A 19,657-nucleotide genomic window follows, 5' to 3' on the forward strand; every position below is an offset into this window, starting at 1 on the left:
TGACTGGTTTTTTTCATCGATTCCAATTGAGCTCAACTACGCCCAGTGTGAATTGGTGATCGCTCAGCGAGCGATCTAAATATTTCAGATGTACTAAAAATCAGGAGGAAAAAACTTCCGAGCGTTGTTGCGCTGGCGCCTTGTGTCTGAGCGGTTGCTGCCAAGCTAGCTGCGCCTGGAGTTCAGCTACTGCATCCAAGACTCTCTGTGCCCAGCGCTCGTCTTCCGGATGTACGACAACCACGCGAAAACCGTGGTCATGACCTTCAATCTGCACACCTTCGGAATCATCGACATGCAAGTCGATATCGAATGCTGGCGGAAATTTCGAAGGGGCGTTCGACAGCCCATGCATCGTCAGGGCATGGTTATGCCGCACACTGTTGACCACGCCGTCGACGCGGATACCGTAAAGTAATAGCCAACGCCGGATGTAGGAAGGCGTGCGACCCGATGACGTGTAGACCCAGATACTGCAGCCCTGGCGACGTAACTCTCGGGTCAGGGAGCGTGTTCCGATACGCAACGGCTCACCCAGCCAACGGTGGACACAGGCCGGCAGCCGGTTTTTCTCTACTGCGCACTGGTGGAGTTGGCAGGCCAGCGTGTCATCGATATCGAACGAAATCCGTATGCGCGGACGCCTGAACACGGGCATCGGGATGGCACACTGGATGGCTTGCCATACACGGCTGCCGAAAGTTCGGCATTTAGCGAGCATTGGATGCCAGCTCATCAACGGCCTTCCTGATGGACGGGCAAGGGCTTGTCTTTGAGAAAAAACTTCATTGGATCAGGCGCCTGTTCTTCCAGGAAGGCTGCATATTTTTTCTTGATCTTGGGCAGTTCGTACAGCGCCTTGATTCCATGCTTGGCGGAGTTGCGTATGACTGAGGATGGGTTGAAATAGCCCTCGGCGTTTTCCAGCGTCAGCACGAACGGCGGTAAACCTGCGCGCATGAGCAAATAGCTGACGATGAGCGACCCACTGCGGTTGTTGCCTTCTATGAACAATTGCGGCTTGCTCAGGATGCGCACGTACACACCCGCGGCACGCTTCCAGACTGATTCACTGCGATACGCGCTGTACCAATTGAACAAGTCTTTGATTCCACCCTCCACGTTGTTGAAGAAGTGTTCCTCGGTGGCAGCAAGGTGTTGAGCGAATTCCAGCCGGCGCGCCGGGTCTCGACCGCACAGGACCGTGGCATTGATCTCCAGCATCAGATTCAACTGCTGAAGATCAAACAGGTCGACGCCACGTGCAATGTAGTCGTCAATCAGGGCATAGCCATCAAGCACGTTCTGAAGCACTTCGTCCGTCAAGGGATCTCGTGGCTCGGTGAAGTGCCTGCTGAGCTCAGCAAAACGACTTTGCACCTCACGCAGCGCACGTTCAATCGCAGACAAATCAAGACGACGCTTTGCAGACATTGGCAATCCTGATGAAAGAGGGGTGGGAAGGTAAAACGACCAAATGCATGCCAATGTCGTTTGGCCCTTGGCTGCATTCGGTCTGACCGGACGGTTTTTGCCTAGCTGAATTTTCCGCTGATGTAATCGCTGGTCATCTGCTCGCGCGGATTGTCGAATATCTGGGCCGTGGGGCCCATCTCAACCAGATAGCCGGTACGCGTGCCCTGTGAAATATCCACCGAGAAAAATGCCGTCGTGTCAGCGACACGGATCGCCTGCTGCATATTGTGGGTGACCAGAGCGATGGTGTAATCCTTCTTCAACTCGACCATCAATTCCTCGACGCGGCGGGTGGCAATCGGGTCGAGTGCCGAGCACGGCTCATCCAGCAACAGGACTTCCGGTTCGGTGGCGATGGCGCGGGCGATACAGAGTCGTTGCTGCTGGCCCCCTGAGAGGGACAGACCGCTGACCTTGAGCTTGTCCTTGACTTCATCCCACAGCGCGGCGCCCTGCAGGGCGTGCTTGACGCGGTCGCCCAGATCGCCCTGGTAGCGATTGAGGCGTAGGCCAAAAGCGACGTTATCGAAGATGCTCATCGAGAACGGGTTTGGTTGTTGAAACACCATCCCGATATAGCGGCGCACGACCACGGGATCAACGCCCTTGCCATAAACGTCTTGCCCGAGGAAATGCACATGACCCTCGAAGCGAAAGCCTTTGACCAGGTCATTCATCCGGTTGAGGCTGCGCAGTACGGTACTCTTGCCGCAGCCCGAAGGACCGATGAATCCGGTGATCTTGTTTTTTTCGATCGGCACATGGCTGTCACGCACCGCCATGAAATTGCCGTAGAAAATCTTGTCCAGCTTGCAGTCCATGACCACAGGGACCTGTGTCTCGAGCGGGGCAACTTTTTGCGCAGATAATACATTCACACTATGTGCTCCCATTCTTAAAACTTTGGCTTGCCGAAGATTCGGCTGACGATATTCACGATCAGCACGATCATCACCAACACCAGCGAGGCCGCCCATGCGAGCTCAAGCTGATTGTCGAACGGCATGCCGGAGAAGTTGTAGATCAGTACGGCGAGCGATGCGGTCGGATTCATCACCGCCAGGCTGCCGTCGTGGTAGATCCAGTAGTTGCTGAACAGGGCGGTAAACAACAGCGGCGCGGTTTCGCCGGCTGCACGGGCCACCGCCAGCATCACGCCGGTCAGGATCGCTGGCAGGCCGGTAGGCAGTACGATTTTCCAGATCACCTGCGATCGGGTGCAGCCCATACCGTAGGCAGCATCCTTCATGATCTTGGGCACCATCCTCATCGATTCTTCAGCCGTCAGCACAACGATGGGCAGCATCAATACTGCCAGCGCCACGCCACCTGCCGGTGCCGAGTAGGTGCCCGTGGTCATCACCACCAGGGCGTAGGCAAAAACACCCGCCAAAATCGAAGGCAATCCGGTGAGCATCTTGGCGGCAAAGCGCGCGGCGTTGGCCAGCTTGCTGTCCGGCCCAAGCTCAGCCAGAAAGATGGCCGCCATGATGCCGACCGGAACCGCGATGGCAGCGGCGATACCGACCATAACGAAGGTGCCTGCCATCGCGTTGCCGAAGCCGCCACCCGTCTCGAAGCCGGTCGGCGGCAGTTCGGTGAACACCTCTAGGCTGAGGCGGGCACCACCACGTGTGATCAGCATGTAGAGCACGGAAATCAGGGGCACGCTGGCCAGCAGGGCGCCAGCCCAGACCAGCGTAGTTAACACCAGGCTGCGCAGGGCGCGTCCTTCAAACTTGCGCTGCAGACTGGGCAAAGCGGCTGTCGAAGAAGTGATGTCAGTCATCATTTAGTACCACGCTGGGCATAGACCATGATCATGGAGCCGATGACGTTCACGATCAGGGTGATCAGCATCAGGACCAGTGCTGCATACATCAACACCTCGATCTCGGTCGGTCCCGCCTCGGGGAAGTTCAGCGCCAACAAGGCCGCGAGCGTGTTGGCGGGTGCAAACAGAGAAAGGGAAATGTTGTTCGAGTTGCCTACCAACATGGCCAGGGCCATCGTTTCACCCAAGGCCCGACCCAGACCCAGCACCAGCGAGCCAAAAATGCCGGTGGCAGCGGAGGGCACCATGACCTTGAGAATCGCTTCCCAGTGGGTGGTTCCCATGCCATAGGCCGCCTGCTTGGTTTTCATCGGAACGCCGGTGAGGGCATCCTGCGAAACAGCGGCAATGGTCGGCAGAATCATGATGGCAAGCACCAGCGCGGCAGGTAACAGCCCCGGGCCACTCAAGGTCGTGCCGAAAAAGGGGATCCAGCCAAGTTCACTGTTCAGCCAATCCGTGAGGGGACGAATGGCCGGGATCACCACGTAGATGCCCCACAGGCCATAAACGACGCTGGGAATGGCCGCGAGCAATTCGACAATGGTGCGAAAAACGGCCGCCAGTTTCGCGGGCAGGAAATCCTGGGTCAGGAAAATCGCCATGCTGACGCCGAAAAATCCCGCGATCATCAAGGCGATGAAGGCGCTGTAGAGCGTGCCCCAAATGGCCGGCAGGATGCCGTACTTGCCCTGGTTCACGTCCCACACGGTTCCCAAAAGGACGTCAAAACCGTGTTTCTCCATGCCTGGAAGTGCTTTGCGTCCCACCTCGAACACCAAGGCAAAGACCAGCGCCAGAACGAGAACCACACCGATGCGCGCCAGTGCGCGGAAGGTGCGATCAACCAGAAAATCCTTTGCAGACGGTGGACGGCAGGCGGAATCCGGATTGACCGGTACGACAAATGGCTTGTTCATGGGCTATTCCGGCGTAGGGGAGAACGCTCTCGGTGAGGCTGGAAGCACACGCCGAGAGGTCTCGCGAGCGTCACTGGATGTTGGCGGAAGCTTTGCGAACCTGATCGACGACCGATTGCGGCAGGGGGATGTAGCCCATCGAATCGGCGATTTTCTGACCTTCAGTCAGGCTGTACTCGACCATTTCACGCATGGCTTTGGCCTTGGCCGGGCTTTCGTTCTGCTTGCGGAAGATCATCCAGGTGTAGGAAGTGATCGGGTAGGACTTGGCGCCATCCGGATCAGGCAGCCAAGCCACGAGGCTTTCAGGCATCTTCACCGCAGCCAGAGCTTCGGCACCGCTCTCGGCATTCGGCACAACGTAGTGACCGGCCTTGTTCTGCAATTGGGCAAAGTCGACCTTGGCCAGCTTGGCGAAGCCGTACTCGATGTAGCCAATGGCGCCCGGGGTCTGACGTACGGTAGCGGTCACGCCATCGTTTTTAGGCGATTTGATGAATTTGTCGCTGGCTGGCCAGTTGACGGTGTTGCCTTCACCTAACTCCTGCTTGAACGCCGGGTTGATTGCCGCCAAGTGCTTGGTGAATACCGCGGTGGTGCCGCTGGAATCTGCACGCACGACAACGGTGATCGGTGTAGCAGGCAGTTTCAGCTCCGGGTTGGCCGCGACGATCTGCGGGTCATTCCATTGGGTGATCTTGCCCAGGAAGATGTTGGAGTAAACATCGCGTGGCAATTTCAGCCCTTTAGGACTGCCTGGCAGGTTATAGGCCAGGACGATTTCACCCGCTGTCATCGGCAGCAACTGCGCGCCTTCGGCAACCTTGGCGATGTCCTCGTCTTTCATCGCCGAGTCGCTGGCGGCGAAATCGACCGTTTTGTTCAAAAAGTCCTGCACACCTGCACCGCTGCCCTTGGATTGATAATCCACGGTGACGCCAGCGGTTTTCTTGCTGAAATCCTTGAACCAAGTGAGGTAAATCGGAGCCGGAAAACTGGCGCCGGAACCTGTCAGTCGAACGCTTTCAGCAGCGAAAGACACTGAGGTTGCACAAAGAGAAACCGTAATGGCGAGCGCAACAGACTTCATCAAATTTTTCATCGAAGGAACTCCTTGTGATAGCGGGCTCCGAAACTCTGCAACAATCTTGTTACGCCTTTATGAAAGTCCGATGGCACAAGATCTCGCTGATTGACTTGTCTGCCAGCTCGATATCGCCTTGCACCCGTAGCCGCCCTTGATACGGGCCTGCTTTGAAGCAAAAGTTTTTGTAATTACTTCGTAACCAAGTACGACTAACACTGAGTCAGGCCCTTCCCGACGCGAGTTGCTCCTATGCTATCAACCGAAGACACACTGATACAGCGCATCCGCCGTGAGCTGCTTGATCACAGTGACGAAGAGCTGGAACTGGAATTATCCGAAGACGGCACTGACCTGAATGCTCTGTTCGATGAGCAGGTAGAGGAAGGAAGTGAGAAGGAAGCTCGAAGAGTTTATTTCAGCGAACTATTCCGCCTGCAAGGCGAATTGGTGAAGCTGCAAAGCTGGGTGGTAAAGACAGGCCACAAAGTAGTCATTCTGTTCGAAGGTCGTGATGCCGCGGGCAAAGGTGGTGTCATCAAGCGCATTACCCAACGGCTCAATCCTCGCGTGTGTCGGGTTGCCGCGTTGCCTGCACCCAATGACCGCGAACGTACTCAGTGGTACTTCCAGCGCTACGTCTCACACCTGCCGGCAGCGGGTGAGATCGTCCTCTTCGACCGTAGTTGGTACAATCGCGCAGGCGTCGAACAGGTGATGGGTTTTTGCAACGCCGATCAGTACGAAGAGTTCTTCCGCACTGTGCCAGAGTTCGAAAGAATGCTTGCACGCTCCGGCATTCAGCTAATCAAATATTGGTTCTCCATTTCCGACCAGGAACAGCACCTGCGCTTTCTCAGTCGCATTCACGACCCGCTCAAGCAGTGGAAACTCAGCCCAATGGATCTGGAGTCCCGTCGGCGCTGGGAAGCCTATACCAAGGCCAAGGAAGTAATGCTGGAACGCACCCACATCGCCGAAGCGCCATGGTGGGTGGTGCAAGCCGATGATAAGAAGAAAGCAAGACTTAACTGCATCCACCACCTGCTCGGGCAGATGCCCTATGAAGAGGTAGAGTTACCGGTGATCGAACTACCGCAACGCGTAAGACAGGAGGATTACTCCCGCAGTCCGACGCCACCGGAACTCATCGTTCCTCAAGTCTATTAAAGAGAGGCTGGAGCGAGGCGCCCTTCGATTGGAGAGCAGCATTCGAAGCCGGATAGCCTGAACGACCGCCTCGCAAGCCTTCTAATTGCGGTGAAATCGGGGCACAGTGCCCCGGCATTTATAAGTCAGAAGCGAACGTGGCGTCCCCCTGTAACTGATGAGCGTCAGCGGTCGTCTGGCGACCCACCTTGAACCATGCGGCGTACAATGCAGGGACGAAGAAAATCGTTAGCAGCGTCGCCACCGTAAGACCGCCCATGATCGCAATTGCCATCGGCCCCCAAAACACACTGCGCGTCAGCGGGATCATTGCAAGTACGGTCGCCAGCGCTGTCAGCATCACCGGACGGGCCCGGTGTATGGCGGCATCCAGCACAGCATTCCACGGGTCGCGCCCTTCAGTGATTTCGATCTGCACTTGATCGATCAGGATCACTGCGTTGCGCATGATCATGCCACCCAGTGCGATGATGCCCAGGATTGCAACGAAGCCCAGCGGCGACTGGAACACCAGCAGCGCCGGCACCACACCGATCAGCCCTAGCGGTGCGGTCAGCACGACCATCCACATGCGAGAGAAATTCTGCAGTTGCAGCATGAGCAACAGCAGGATGGTGATCAGCATCAGCGGGGCCACCGCGAGCAGCGCTTTGTTGGCCTTGTCACTTTCCTCAACGGCTCCGCCCGTGTCGATGCGGTAGCCCGAGGGCAGCTTCGCTTCGATGTCCTTGAGCAACGGCTGGATCTCCTGAGTCACCGATACACCTTGCTCGCCATCCTTCACGTCGGCACGCACCGTGATTGCCATATCGCGGTTCCGGCGCCAAAGCACTGGCTCTTCCAGCTCAGAGCGTACTTGTGCGACTTGCGACAGTGGCACCACCGTTCCCTGGCGCGTGTAGAGGTTGATGTCTTTCAGCGTGTCGAGGCTCAGGCGCTCGGCGGGCACGGCGCGGGCGACGATGTCGATCAGCTCCTCGTGCTCACGCAGCTGCGACAAGGTTGCGCCGTTCATCACAGTCTGGGTCGCCAGCGACACGTCCGCCGGCGTGAGACCGAGTGCGTTTGCCTTGTCTTGATCAAGCTCGACCTTCAGCGTGCGCACCGGGTCGTTCCAGTCGAGCTGGAGGTCGCGCACCTTCGGGTTGGATGCAATCACGTTCTCCACCTCGCGAGCGATCTGCCGCACCTTCTGGGTATCAGGCCCGACGACGCGGAACTGCACCGGGTAGCCGACAGGTGGGCCCAATTCGAGCCGGGTCACGCGCACCCACGCCTGGGGGAATTGTTGGTCAGCGGAGGCCACCAGTCGCGCACGTACCCGCTCGCGTGCGTCCAGGTCTTTGGTCATCACAACGAACTGGGCAAATCCCGGATTGGGCAGTTCGGGGTTGAGCGAGAGATAGAAGCGCGGTGCGCCGGCGCCGGTATAGGCGGTATAGAAACGCACGTCCTCGTCCTTCGCCAGGATCTCCTCCATGTGCTTGACCTGTTCGGTCGTCGCCGCGAACGAGGAGCCTTCCTTGACGCGCAGGTCTATGACCAGCTCCGGACGCGAACTGTTGGGGAAGAATTGCTGCGGCACCAGCTTGATACAGGCCAGAGCAAGCACCAGAGCGGCAACCGTCGCACCGATGACTACCCAGCGACGCTCGATGGCGGTATCGATCAAGCGGCGCAAGCTGCGGTAGAACTTGGTGTCGTGCGGATCGGCGTGCTGGTGCGTGCCCAAGTCGTTGGGCAGCATCTTGACCGCCAGGTACGGTGTGAAGATGCCGGAACAGATCCACGAGAACAGCACCGCGGCGCCAACGATCCAGAAAATGCCACCCGCGTATTCGCCGGTGGTGGACTTCGAGAGGCCGATCGGCAGGAAGCCTACGACCGTGATGAGTGCGCCGGTCAGGCGCGGCATCGCGGTGGACTGATAGGAGAAGGCGGCCGCCTTCACGCGGTCCATACCGGTTTCCATCTTCGCCACCATCATCTCGATGGCGATGATGGCGTCATCCACCAACAGTCCCAACGCGATAATCAGTGAGCCGAGCGAAATACGCTCGAGGTTCCAGCCCATCGCCAGCATCACCAGTGCCACGCCGCCCAGCACCAGCGGCACCGTGGCCGCGACCACGAGGCCGGCGCGCCAGCCCAGGCTGGCCAGGCTCACCGCGATCACGATGATCAACGCCTCGGCCAGCGCGCGGCCGAAGTCCAGGATTGCATCCCTCACTGTGGTGGGTTGGTCGGCGACGAGTTCCAGTTCCACGCCGTGCGGCAGCTCGGACTGGATCTTGGCGACCGCCGCGTCCATCGCCTTGCCAAGGTCCACGATGTTGCCGTCGCTGGTCATCGTGATGCCGAGCATCAGCACGGGCTGGCCGTTGTGGCGGACCGTGTAGGTGGGCGGATCTTCGAATCCACGTGTAACGGTCGCAATGTCGCCGAGCTTGATCTGCCGGCCGCTCGCAGAGATGGGCACGTTGCGGATCGCCTCTTCGCTGGCGAACTGGCCGCTCACGCGCACCATGACGCGGTCGCCGCGGGTGTCGATCTGGCCCGCCGGCACCATGGCGTTCTGGCTCTTGAGGCTTTCGGCAATGGTCAGCGGTGTAATGCCCAGCGCGGCCAGGCGCTCGTGCGAGAACTCGACGTAGACACGCTCGGCCTGCTTGCCGATGAGATCGATCTTCTTGACCATCGGCACTTTCAGCATCTGGCGCTTGATGTCCTCGGCTGCGTGCGACAGGTCGGCCTGACCGACGCCGTCGCCCTTGATGGCGTACATCAGGCCATACACGTCGCCGTACTCGTCGTTCAGGATCGGGCCGATCACGCCGTCAGGCATCTCGAGGCTCAGGTCGTTGAGTTTCTTGCGCGCCTGGTACCAGGCTTCGCGCTGGTCAGCCTTGGAAGTGCCGCCGCGTACGGTGAGCGTCATGCCTGCGTAGCCTTGCCGCGCGTAGGTGACCACCTTCTCGAAGTTGTCGATCTGCTCGAATTTCTTCTCCATACGGTTTAGGACCTGGTCCTGCAACTGCTGGGCAGTGGCGCCCGGCCAGATGACCATGGCGGTCATGGACGGCACGGAAAAGTTCGGATCCTCGAGCTGGCCGAGTCGGGTGAAGCTGAAGGCGCCGGCCACCGCGACAATGAGGAGCATGAACAGAACGATAGCGCGGTGGCGCAGCGCCCAGTCGGTGAGGTTGAAGTTGTTCATCGGGCTGCCTGCTGCGTGGTATTGGCGTCAACGATCGCCGCACCTGGGAGCGCGACCTTCAGTCCGGACGTCATCTTCTGGACGCCGGCGGTGACGACCAATGCGCCGGCCTGCGGCCCAGAGACGAGCACCTCGTCGTTGCGGTAACCCCAAACGGCCACACGCTCCAGATCAACTATGCCTGCCGGATCCTTGCCCATAGGCGTGACCACCCACAGCGCCGGCTGACCGCCGTTCTGCGTCAATGCCGTGGCTGGCACTGCCGCCACAGAGACACTTGTCATGACTCGCTCGGCCGTCACCGTGGCGGTGGCGCCCAGCGGCAGCGCTTGCAACGGCTTGAGCCGCGCGCGATAGGTACGCGTCTGCGCTGTGGCTTGCGGCGATAGCTCACGCAGCGTGACATCGAAGACCTCGCCCGGCGCACTGGCCAGCGACGCCTTGAAACGCGCGTCCTTGAAGACGGCCAGTTGATTCTCGGGCACATCGATGACGATCTCGGACTCATCCGGATTCGCGATCGAGACAACCGCTTGACCCTCCGGCACAACCTGCCCGGCCTCAAAGCGCACAGCCGTGACGACGCCGCTGCGCGAGGCGCGCAACGCGGTGTACTTGAGTCGGTTGCGCGCGAGTTCGAGCTTGCGTGCCTCGGCCTCGGCAGTTGCATGCGCGGTTTGCGCATTGGTCTGCGCGCGCTCGGCGTCGGCCGCACTGACCGAACCGTCAGCCTTCAGTGCGGTCAGACGCTGGCGGTCCGAGTCGGCCTGGCGTGTCTGCTCGACGGCAACTGTCCACTGTTGTCGCGACGCTTCTTCGGCGAGGCGGTAGTCGCTGTCATCCAGTACCGCCAGTATGTCGCCTTCGCGCACAAACTGGCCGACATCGACCTTGCGCTGGGCGATCTTGCCGCCCACGCGGAAGGCTTGGTCTACTTCGTGCCGCGACTGCACGGTACCCACGTAGCGATTGATGTCGCGAGCGTTGTCGTAGCTGATTTCAGCTGTGCGCACCGGTCGGGGTGCCTGCACCGCTGGCTGGTCGGGGCTGCACGCGCAAAGCATGACGGCTACGGCCAGAGCGCCGGCCGCAGTAAGGGAGGTTTTCAAGGCGGTTCCTCTTTGTAAAACGAAATTCTCAGGAAAGTGGTGGCCGGTCGGCTGCGGTGGCTGCTGTGGGAGTAGCGGGTTGTTCGAACACCTGCCAGCCCCCGCCCAGTGCCTTATAGAGCTGCACGCTATCGATCAGCAGGCGGGTGTTGCTTTCGTTGGAATTCAAGCGTGCCGCCAGGCGCGCGCGCTGCGAATCCAGCAGTGGCAACAGGTCGATCTGCCCGCGGTTATAGAGCGACTGGGCGCGGTTCTGTGCAGCCTCGGCGGACGCGGCGGCCAATTGCAGCGACCCGGCGCGGCGCCGCTCTTGCGCCAGCGTGACGAGGGCGTTCTCTACATCTTCGAGCGCCCGCACGATGCCGTCTTCGGCGCGCAGCAGCGCCTCTTTTTGAGCACTTTCGGCCGCATTGTTGATTGCTTGCGTGCGCCCGGCGTTGAAGAGCGGCATCGCCAGCAAACCCGCCACGTTAGTGAAGCGTGCAACGCCGAGATCGGCGCCGTTCAGGCTCAAGCCCTGGCGGCCGAAGGAGGCGTCGAGGAACAGCCGCGGAAACCACTCGGCCGCGGCCTGCTTGCGGCGCGCATTGGCTGCATCGAGCTGCGCCATCAACGCCAGCACGTCAGGTCGACGTTGCAGCAGCTCTGCGGGCTGGCCTGGCTTGGCCTCGGGCACCACTGCCACATCGCTGATCGAAGACTGGATGTTCGCGGTATTGAAGGACTGGTCGGCAATCAGCACCGCAATACGATGGCGCGACACAGCCACCTGTGTTTCCAGCGGCGGAATCTGCGCCCGCGCCGACAAGGCGTCGGTCTGCGCGCGTTCGACGTCGAAGGCCGAGGCCAGCCCCGCCTGCTGGCGAGCGACAACCAGACGCAGCGTCTCGTCCTGCATCGCTGAGATGGCGCGCAGTGTCGCGACCTGGCGTTGCGCGCCGAGCAGTGTGAAGTAATTGCTGACGACGTCGCTCATCACCAGCAGGCGTACGCCGCGCATGCTGTGCTCCGCGGCCATCGCATCGGCGTCAGCCGCCGCTGCGCCGGCGCGCAAGCGGCCGCTCAGGTCGAGCTCCCACGAGACGTCCAGCCCCGCACTGGTGGTCTCGGTATCCGGATAACCCTGTTTCATGGCCGAGCTGTAGCCGCTGCTGCGATCGCTGCCGGAGGCGGATGCGCCGACACTCGGGAACAGCCATGAACGGCTGACCGTTTCGCCAGCACGCGCGGCGTGCAGGCGCTCGGCGGCAATCTTGACGTCGCGATTCTCGCGCGCGGCTCGGCGCACCAGATCCGTCAACACCGGGTCGTGGTAAACCTCCCACCATGCCGCCTCGGGTTCCATTTCGGAGGCCGTGCTCGCGGCGAAGTTGCTCGGTAGGTCTACCGACGGCGTCAGCACCTCCGTGGAGCAACCGGTCAGGATCAGGGCGATGGACGCGGCAAGCGCCGCACCCTTTACGACACCGATTACGCGTTCGGCATGTTGCAGGGGCGTCTGCCCGGTGTTGCGGGTCAACAGGTGGAAGTTTGGAAGTCGCGGCATCGGATTGGGCTCGTGCAAATTCGAGGTGGTATCAGCGTAAGGCCCGGTGTGCGCGAAGTCGTCAGCGAAGGGTCGCCGTTCGGTCGCCATCTCGAGCGCTGATTCGTGGTGGAGGCGTCACTCGTCGCCGGCATCGGCCGTGTGCTCGCCGGTTGCCAACGCGAGGTCCGATGCAATCGACTCCAACAGCTCTTCGGCGGACGAAAACTCACGCTGTCGTCCAGTGACCAGGTTTTCGAGGCGGCCCACCAGGGCCCCCGGCGCGGCGTCGCTACGCAGCTTCACTACGTACGAGCGGCGGCTCGGGTATTTGGATTCAGGGTTCAGGATCATTGCAGACCAGGGGGGCAAGAAAGTTCGATGACAGCGTAAGCCGCCCCCCCGGGTCGAGTCGTAAGCGAAAGGTCAGGCTTCGGTCGGGACCGCATTCTCTGCGCAGAGAAATCGCGTCGCTTTAAGCCGGCTTGGCAGCGAGAATCAGCGTGCGCGCACGTTTCGCCAGCTCGGTTCCGTCAGTTTCGGGCAACTGGTCAATCAGTGTGGCTAATGCCTGTAGGTCCTCGGCCGTAGCGTCAGGGTGCTCGCACAACTCGACCAGCGCTTGCAGCTCCAGCCACGGTGCTTCCTGGGCGCGAGTCTCTTCAACCGCGCGCCGCACCGCAGCGATGCCGGCGTCGGGCCGACCCTGCGCTCGCGAGATCGCTGCCTGCAGCAGCAATAGCTGCGGCAGGTATACGCGCTCGCCCAATTCCTCGCCCACCCGAAACGCTTCCTGCAGCTCGACTTGCGCTGCGTTGCAATCACCCGCCAATAGAAGTGCCTCGGCGGCGTAACCGAGAACTTCGCTTGCACCGGAGCGCATGCCGAGGCCGGTGTGTTCTTCGTAGGCTTCACGGATGCGAAGGTAGCCGTCGCTCGGAGAGCCACGGCGCGCGTCGGCCCAACCGCGCCACCAGCGGCAAGCCGTCCGCCCGAGTGCAAGCGAATACTCATCGACCAGCGCCTGCATGTCATCGGCCAGCGCAGCCACACGCACGTGGTTTCCCATCCTCACCTCGATCAACACCTCCTGCCAGGCAGCGACCAGCCAGGTCATGGGCTGGCGCAACTTCTGTGCACGTACCCGCGCCTGCTGCAGGTGGACTCGGGCTTGCTCAAGCAGGCCAGAACGTACCAGCTCTATGGCCAGCATGCCGTGCAGCATGACCTGAGGATCAGCCGCAAAGACCTCGTTCGTCCCGATGTCCAGCGGCTCGGCGATCGCAAGGGCGCGTTCCAGCCAACGGCGAGTCGTTTTCGTGCGTCCCTGGAGGTGATGCACCTCGCCCTGGACGATACATGCCGCCAGCATGAGCTCTTGATCATTTGCTGCGCAGGAGAGGGCTTCAGCACGTTCCGCCACCTCGAGCGCCAACGCATAGTCGCCGCGCAGACCCAGTAGATAGCCGAATCCGTGCAGCAGGCGACCACGCATGGGGTGCTCGGGTACATCCGCCAGCAGCCTGTATGCACGTTCGAAGGCGCTCTTGGCTTCGCTGCCGACACCGAACACGTGGAACGCCGAAACCCCTTGCAGCGTGGCCAGGGTGATTTCGAGCGAATTGCGCTCCGTCCCTTCGGGTGCCTGCATCAGCAGGACCAAGGCGCGCTCAGTGAGGCCAATGCACAAGTCCGGGCTGAAGTGCAGTAGCGCAGCTTCTGCGGCCTCGGCGTAATAACGCAGCGCAATCATCGGCAGTCGGGCGCGGTCGAAGTGCATTGCCAGCTCTGAGGCAGCAACCGGTAGGCCGGTCGTGCGGTCGCGTTCGAGGGCAGCGCCGACCTGGCGATGGAGTTGGGTGCGCAAAGAGCGCGGCGTGCGGTCGTACAGCACCTGGCGGAAGAGAGCGTGTCGAAACGAGTAAGGCAGTTCTATCGTCTCTTCAACGTTAGTGGTCCGCGACTGTGTGAGCCAGACCTGCGCGCGCATCAGCTCCTCACAAGCGCTGGTAACCGAAGAATGGTCGCGCTCGAGGGCCAGCGAAACCGTCTCAACCCGGAATTCGGTCCCGCACACTGCTGCTGCCGTGAGGAGTGTACGTTGCTCCGGACCCAGCCTGGCGATGTAGTGATCAATGATGGCTGCGAGGTTTTCGGGAACCGCCAGATTCGCAAGCCGAGCCTGGATGGTGGTTTTGTCGTCCTTTGGGTCCATCACTTCACTGGTGATCGACGAAACGAACAACGGCACGCCGTCGGTCCGCTCGTGCAGGGCGCGCACGAAGGCTTCATCGCGTGCCAGCGAGGTCGAACGCAGCGCAACATAGTCAGCGACCTCGATTTCCGAGAACGGGTCGAGCACCACTTCCTCATACAGACGTTGCAGACGCAGTTCGTGGCGCAACGAGCTAAGGGGATGCTCGAGTGCTACAACTTCAGCAAGGCGGAAGCTCGACAGCCACATCAGCCGCGTGCGGCCACGTCGCCGTGCTACATAGTTGATGAGCTGGACCGTCGCCCGATCGCTCCAGTGCAGGTCTTCGGTCACCAGCATCAGCGGGCGCTGCTCTGTGTAGCGGTCCAGCAATTCGCCCATTTCCCTCAGCATGCGATCCGGGCCGACGCCGGCAAGCTCGCGCCGCAACGCGTCTTTCTCCTGCGGGGTACTCAGCCAAGGGAGTTGCAGCAGCCAGGTCGGTGCCACGGCGCGCAGCAGCGCCGGCAAGGTGGGGTCGCTGCGGCACAGATCGGCTAACGCCTCGAGCACCGGCAGATATGGCTCGCCGGCGCCGTAGTGCTCCACGCAATGGCCGCGTGCGCAGGCGATGTCGCCAAGGTTTGCGAGGAAATGTTCGATCAACGTGGTCTTGCCGATCCCCGGCTCTCCGGCGAGCCAGACCACTGCGCGCTCGCCGCCATTCGCCCGCTCCCACGCCCTTTGCAGCCTCGCGACCTCGTCAGTGCGGCCGATGAATGACGGTGACGAAGGTGTGCTGGCAGCTGTAGCCGTCGCGGATGCAGGCGGCATCGAAAGTGCGGAGGAGGGTGAAGCGATGAAGCGATAGCCGCGCCGCGACACCGTCTCGATGAAGCGAGGATGCCTGGGGTCGTCGCCCAGCACCTTGCGCAGATCGCTGATGGCCGTCTTCAGGACCGAATCGCTGACGAACCGGTGCCCCCACACGGCATCAAGCAAGGCATCCTTGGTCACCAGCGATCCTGGCTGGCGTGCCAGCACGCATAACAACGTGAAGGGCGTCGGCGCCAACGCCACCGCTTGCCCATTTCGCGACAAACAGGCGTTGGACTCATCGAGCTCGAACTCGACGAAGCAGAGCAAGACTGGGTTCGGATGGGGCTGCGGGCGTGCCACGGTTGATTCCTAAAAGACTAGACAGAGTGTGCGCCACGATCTTCACGAGGCCGTCTTCAGCTTTGCATCCAATGACAACGCTGATCGGCGCTGAAGCCAAGGGTCGCCGGTCGGAAACTGGCACACGCGCCAACTCGGTTCACGCCGAGCACTTCGGCTCGCCCCTTGGCCCATCGCGGTTTGAGCATGATCTCAAAGATTAATGACAAAAACATCAATATTGAAATATATCTCAATATTGAATACCTTGACCTTGCCTGACGATGAGACCTCGAGTCTCACGACTTCAATCACAACAAGGGCCCGAGATGAACAACAACAAGAAAGTTTGCGAATTGCCACCCGCCGCCGTCGACGTGCTGGTTATCGGTTATGGCCCGGTAGGTGCGACCATCGCTGCGCTGCTCGGCCGCTACGGGGTCACGACCCTGGTAATGGACAAGGTCCATGACGTCGTACTGATGCCGCGTGCCATTGCTCTGGACAACGAGGCGCTGCGCATCCTGCAACAGGCCGGTTTGTCGGAAGACGCTTTCGAGAAGATCGTTATCCCTGAAGTGAGGATGCACTCCCCGGTACTCGGGCAGTTCGGTCGAGCCAATACCGAGGGGTGCGTCTACGGCCATCCGAAACTCGTGACGTTCTATCAACCCGACCTCGAACACGCGATGCGCGGCCAGGTTTCCCGGTTAAAAACCGTGACCAGCCTGGGTGGCTTCGAGCTTGAGAGCCTGGTCGAAGTGTCGGATTGCGTCTTCGCTTCCGTACGGGATGAGAATGGGCAGCCGCATTCCGTTCGCGCCCAGTACCTGATCGGAGCGGACGGAGCCAGCTCCAGGGTCAGAGCGCTGATCGGCCAGGAATTCGAGGGGCAGACCTATGCGGAGGATTGGCTGATTGTCGATGTCAAGAACCGGCATAAGTCGGCGATTGATCACATCGAGTTTCTCTGTGATCCGCGGCGCCCGACGCCGCACATGCCTGCACCCGGCGGCAGGGAACGTTGGGAGTTCATGCTGCAACCCAATGAGTCCCGAGAGGAGCTGGAAAGCCCGGAAAGCATCGCCCGGCTGATCGCGCCATGGATCAACCCGCAAGAGCTGGAAATCGAGCGCAAGGCGGTGTATCGATTCCATGCTCGCTGCTGCAACAGATTCAGCCGGGGGCGCGTTTTTCTGGCCGGCGACGCCGCGCACATCACGCCCCCTTTTGTCGGGCAAGGTCTCGTCGCGGGACTTCGGGATGGCGCCAACCTTGCCTGGAAGCTGGCTTGGGTCCTTCGCGGCCATGCCGCGCCTGCAATACTCGATAGCTATGACGTAGAGCGCCGCCCCCATGCCCGGGCGATGATCAATCTGGCGAAACTCATGGGGCGCCTGGTGATGCCCAAGAACAAGATCGCCGCTTTCTTTGTCCACGGCCTGATGCGCACGCTGGCGTTGACGCCCACGACCAGGAGGTACTTCGAACAGTTGGACATCAAGCCGAAGAACACCTTCAAACAGGGCCTGTTCGTGCAGCATCGCCGGGGCGACAAACTGGTACGTGGCAGCCTGTTTCCCCAGGCCTGGACCCGCAACATGCAAAAGCAGATCAAACTGAGCGACGATGCTCTGGGAGATAGCCTGACCCTGGTTGGATTCGGTGTGGACCCGTTGTCACTGCTCACCCCTGATCAGATCGTTTCCTGGGAAAAAATGGGGGGGCACTTCTTAGAGGTCAGAGCCCGTGGCCAACGCGCCGGGGGCAGCTGTGACTTCATCGAAGACATGAACCATGAGATCCTGCCGCTGGCGGCCAAGGGAACGCTCGTCGCGGTTCGCCCCGACCGTATCATCATGCACCACGCCCCTGGCTCAGAGGCCGGCAGCCTTCTTCGAGACTGCAGGAACCTGCTGGCTAGCGAAGGCGCCACTGCGGACAGCGTTTCCATTACCATCAACGAGCCCATTCGATTGCGAGCTTGATTATGCATTCCCCCACACTTCCTTTAGAAGCTGATGCGCCAGAACCTCTCACGAGAGGTCACAAGAAGCGTGAGCGCACCCGTCGCGGCCTGGTGGACGCGGCATTGCGCCTTATCGCGCGTAAGGAAGTGGGGGAGATCGCACTGCTCGAGGTCGCTGCGGAAGCCGCAGTATCCAACGGCACCATCTACAACTATTTTCGAACTCGCGACGAAGTGCTGGAGGCGGTTGGCATCGCCATGGCCGCCGAGTTCTCCGATGCCATTTCCGCGATGAGCAGGGACGAGCACTGCGGCGCACAGCGGCTTTCGATCGGCGTGCGCATGTTTGTGTGCCGGGCTGCGGCCGACCATCAATGGGCGAATGCGCTGCTGCGCATCATCCATTTCGACCAGGCCATGCGCTCGCGTCTGGCTGACCATGTGCTGGGCGATCTGCGTGAGGGGCTGCGTGCAGGCACTTTTGCTTACGCGGACGAAGGGATCGCCCTGGACATCGTCCTGTCGTGCACAACCGGAGCAATGCGCTCAGTTGTGGAGGGACGTGCAGTGGCGGAGCACGATCTGCGGGTCGCCGAAATGATTCTCCAGGCTCTAGGCGTCACACCTGCCAGAGCCAGGAAAATCGCCGGCAAGCCGCTACCGGCCTGATCCTCTACCTGGCTTGATCAATCCATTGCCGATAGCTCTTCGCCTGGCGACGAGCCTTCAGTTGATTGCCGATCAATGCCATGAGTGGCGAGGTCCCTGGGTTTGTCCGTTTACCTTGACTCAGCAAGCCGAGCTGCTTCTTGATCACCGATGCCACTGCCAGCGATGCCAGCGTCTTGTTCTTCCAGCGGACGACGATGGGCTCCACTCTGACGTCTCGACCTGCCATCCATTGCCTCGGCAGGGCTGGTTCGATTGCCAGCGCAGTAGCAAGTCCGACCATCGACACCGAGCCGCTCACCACTCTCTCCGCAACCTCCTTTCTGCGCACGCCGCCGGTGACCATCAGCGGCATGCGCGCTATTTCTCCTATTTTTTCTGCGAACTCGAGAAAGTAGGCTTCTCGAGCGAGGCTGCTGCCATCGCGGGTTTGCCCCTGCATAGCCGGGCTTTCGTAGCTGCCACCCGACAACTCGACCAGATCGACCGCCTTGGTGTTAAGCATTTCCACCACGCGAGCCGCATCCGCGGCATCGAACCCGCCACGCTGAAAGTCCGCGGAGTTGAGCTTCACTGCGACGCAAAAGATCGGTGCCACTCGCTGGCGAATTGCGTCGATGGTTTTCAATAGAATTTGCGCACGATTTTCGAGGCTACCGCCCCAGCGGTCATCACGCCGATTGGTCAGGGGGGAAAGGAATTGGCTGAACAGGTAGCCATGCGCGGCATGAATCTCCACGCCGGTGAATCCGGCGCGCTCCGCCAACACCGCCGCTTGGGCATAGCGCTCAATCAGCTCTTCGATCTCCTGCTCCTCCAAAGCCCTGGGCAGCACAAACGCTTTTGAAAGTCCGGGGATATCGACCGCAACTGCGGAGGGGCCCCTTGCCGGTTGGCCCATTGAAGCCAATAGCTGCCGTCCGGGATGATTGATTTGCATCCAGGCCTGGGCTCCATGGCTGCGGCAAGCATCGGCCCATAGCTTGAACTTGGCCAGATTCCGATCATCCTCGAGCACTACGCCAGCGGGGCCGGTCAAGGCATGGCGGTCAACCATGACGTTGCCAGTGATGATCAGACCGGCACCACCCTGCGCCCAACGCTGGTAGAGCTTGATCAGCGCTTCTCCTGGGGCGTGTGCCTCATTGGCAAGGTTCTCTTCCATGGCAGCCTTGGCGATTCGGTTTGGAATCACCGTGCCGTTAGGCAATCGAAGCGGTTTGAAGAGATTTGAGCCGGTCATGTTGTGTCCTGGTTTTCATCGATGGGCAGAGCCAGGTGCTTGCGGAGAAGGCGAGCCTGAGCCATGACATAATTGAACATGCGTGTTCA

The 19,657-nt window shown here is 60.6% G+C and carries 15 protein-coding genes; 3 read left to right on the top strand and 12 right to left on the bottom strand.

Annotated features, from left to right (window positions below; all coding sequences use genetic code 11):
• Positions 1–100 precede the first annotated feature (100 nt).
• The 6 genes from PSJE_RS08765 to pstS all read right to left on the bottom strand — a co-directional run bounded on the left by PSJE_RS08765 (position 101) and on the right by pstS (position 5,332).
• Positions 101–736, bottom strand: a complete 636-nt coding sequence (locus tag PSJE_RS08765; RefSeq protein WP_090454565.1) for a hypothetical protein — start codon at positions 734–736, stop codon at positions 101–103.
• Positions 736–1,434 (bottom strand): hypothetical protein, encoded by a 699-nt coding sequence (locus PSJE_RS08770; protein WP_090454566.1) that lies wholly within the window; start codon positions 1,432–1,434, stop codon positions 736–738. Before PSJE_RS08770 ends, PSJE_RS08765 begins: the two co-directional genes overlap by 1 nt.
• A 101-nt stretch (positions 1,435–1,535) precedes the next feature.
• Positions 1,536–2,369 carry a phosphate ABC transporter ATP-binding protein PstB gene (pstB, locus tag PSJE_RS08775; protein WP_371856345.1) on the bottom strand — a complete coding sequence of 278 codons (834 nt, stop codon included), beginning with the start codon at positions 2,367–2,369 and terminating at the stop codon, positions 1,536–1,538.
• Positions 2,370–2,371: 2 nt separating this feature from the next.
• Positions 2,372–3,265 carry a phosphate ABC transporter permease PstA gene (gene pstA / locus PSJE_RS08780; protein WP_090457824.1) on the bottom strand — a complete coding sequence of 298 codons (894 nt, stop codon included), beginning with the start codon at positions 3,263–3,265 and terminating at the stop codon, positions 2,372–2,374.
• Positions 3,265–4,230: a phosphate ABC transporter permease subunit PstC gene (gene pstC, locus PSJE_RS08785; protein ID WP_090454569.1), complete on the bottom strand. Its 966-nt coding sequence runs from the start codon at positions 4,228–4,230 to the stop codon at positions 3,265–3,267. Before pstC ends, pstA begins: the two co-directional genes overlap by 1 nt.
• A 70-nt stretch (positions 4,231–4,300) precedes the next feature.
• A complete protein-coding gene (gene pstS / locus PSJE_RS08790) occupies positions 4,301–5,332 on the bottom strand; it encodes a phosphate ABC transporter substrate-binding protein PstS (protein ID WP_090454571.1) in 1,032 nt (343 codons plus the stop codon).
• A gap of 234 nt (positions 5,333–5,566) precedes the next feature.
• Between pstS and ppk2 the strand changes: the two genes are divergently transcribed.
• Positions 5,567–6,484, top strand: coding sequence for a polyphosphate kinase 2 (gene ppk2, locus PSJE_RS08795; protein ID WP_090454573.1), 918 nt, complete (start codon positions 5,567–5,569; stop codon positions 6,482–6,484).
• Positions 6,485–6,602: 118 nt separating this feature from the next.
• On the opposite strand, the gene PSJE_RS08800 is transcribed toward ppk2, so the two are convergent.
• The 5 genes from PSJE_RS08800 to PSJE_RS08820 all read right to left on the bottom strand — a co-directional run bounded on the left by PSJE_RS08800 (position 6,603) and on the right by PSJE_RS08820 (position 15,708).
• A complete protein-coding gene (locus tag PSJE_RS08800) occupies positions 6,603–9,701 on the bottom strand; it encodes an efflux RND transporter permease subunit (RefSeq protein ID WP_090454574.1) in 3,099 nt (1,032 codons plus the stop codon).
• Positions 9,698–10,810, bottom strand: coding sequence for an efflux RND transporter periplasmic adaptor subunit (locus tag PSJE_RS08805; protein ID WP_090454576.1), 1,113 nt, complete (start codon positions 10,808–10,810; stop codon positions 9,698–9,700). Before PSJE_RS08805 ends, PSJE_RS08800 begins: the two co-directional genes overlap by 4 nt.
• A 28-nt stretch (positions 10,811–10,838) precedes the next feature.
• Complete coding sequence (locus tag PSJE_RS08810) at positions 10,839–12,356, bottom strand: efflux transporter outer membrane subunit (RefSeq protein WP_090457826.1); 1,518 nt, start codon at positions 12,354–12,356, stop codon at positions 10,839–10,841.
• A 117-nt stretch (positions 12,357–12,473) separates the two neighbouring features.
• Positions 12,474–12,689, bottom strand: a complete 216-nt coding sequence (locus PSJE_RS08815; RefSeq protein WP_090454578.1) for a hypothetical protein — start codon at positions 12,687–12,689, stop codon at positions 12,474–12,476.
• A 121-nt stretch (positions 12,690–12,810) separates the two neighbouring features.
• Entirely contained in the window at positions 12,811–15,708 is a 2,898-nt protein-coding gene (locus PSJE_RS08820; protein WP_090454580.1) for an AAA family ATPase, read from the bottom strand.
• A gap of 308 nt (positions 15,709–16,016) precedes the next feature.
• Between PSJE_RS08820 and mhpA the strand changes: the two genes are divergently transcribed.
• Together mhpA and PSJE_RS08830 are read left to right on the top strand one after the other, a co-directional pair.
• The gene (mhpA, locus tag PSJE_RS08825; RefSeq protein WP_090454582.1) at positions 16,017–17,675 is read left to right on the top strand and encodes a bifunctional 3-(3-hydroxy-phenyl)propionate/3-hydroxycinnamic acid hydroxylase MhpA; all 1,659 of its coding nucleotides are present in this window, start codon (positions 16,017–16,019) and stop codon (positions 17,673–17,675) included.
• Between the two features lie 2 nt (positions 17,676–17,677).
• Positions 17,678–18,325 carry a TetR/AcrR family transcriptional regulator gene (locus tag PSJE_RS08830; protein ID WP_090454584.1) on the top strand — a complete coding sequence of 216 codons (648 nt, stop codon included), beginning with the start codon at positions 17,678–17,680 and terminating at the stop codon, positions 18,323–18,325.
• A 4-nt stretch (positions 18,326–18,329) separates the two neighbouring features.
• Here PSJE_RS08830 and PSJE_RS08835 read toward each other — a convergent pair whose 3' ends face one another.
• Positions 18,330–19,568: an NADH:flavin oxidoreductase/NADH oxidase family protein gene (locus PSJE_RS08835; RefSeq protein WP_090454586.1), complete on the bottom strand. Its 1,239-nt coding sequence runs from the start codon at positions 19,566–19,568 to the stop codon at positions 18,330–18,332.
• Positions 19,569–19,657 lie beyond the last annotated feature (89 nt).

Origin of the sequence: Pseudomonas jessenii (genome assembly GCF_002236115.1) — a bacterium.
Taxonomy (GTDB): Bacteria; Pseudomonadota; Gammaproteobacteria; order Pseudomonadales; family Pseudomonadaceae; genus Aquipseudomonas; species Aquipseudomonas jessenii.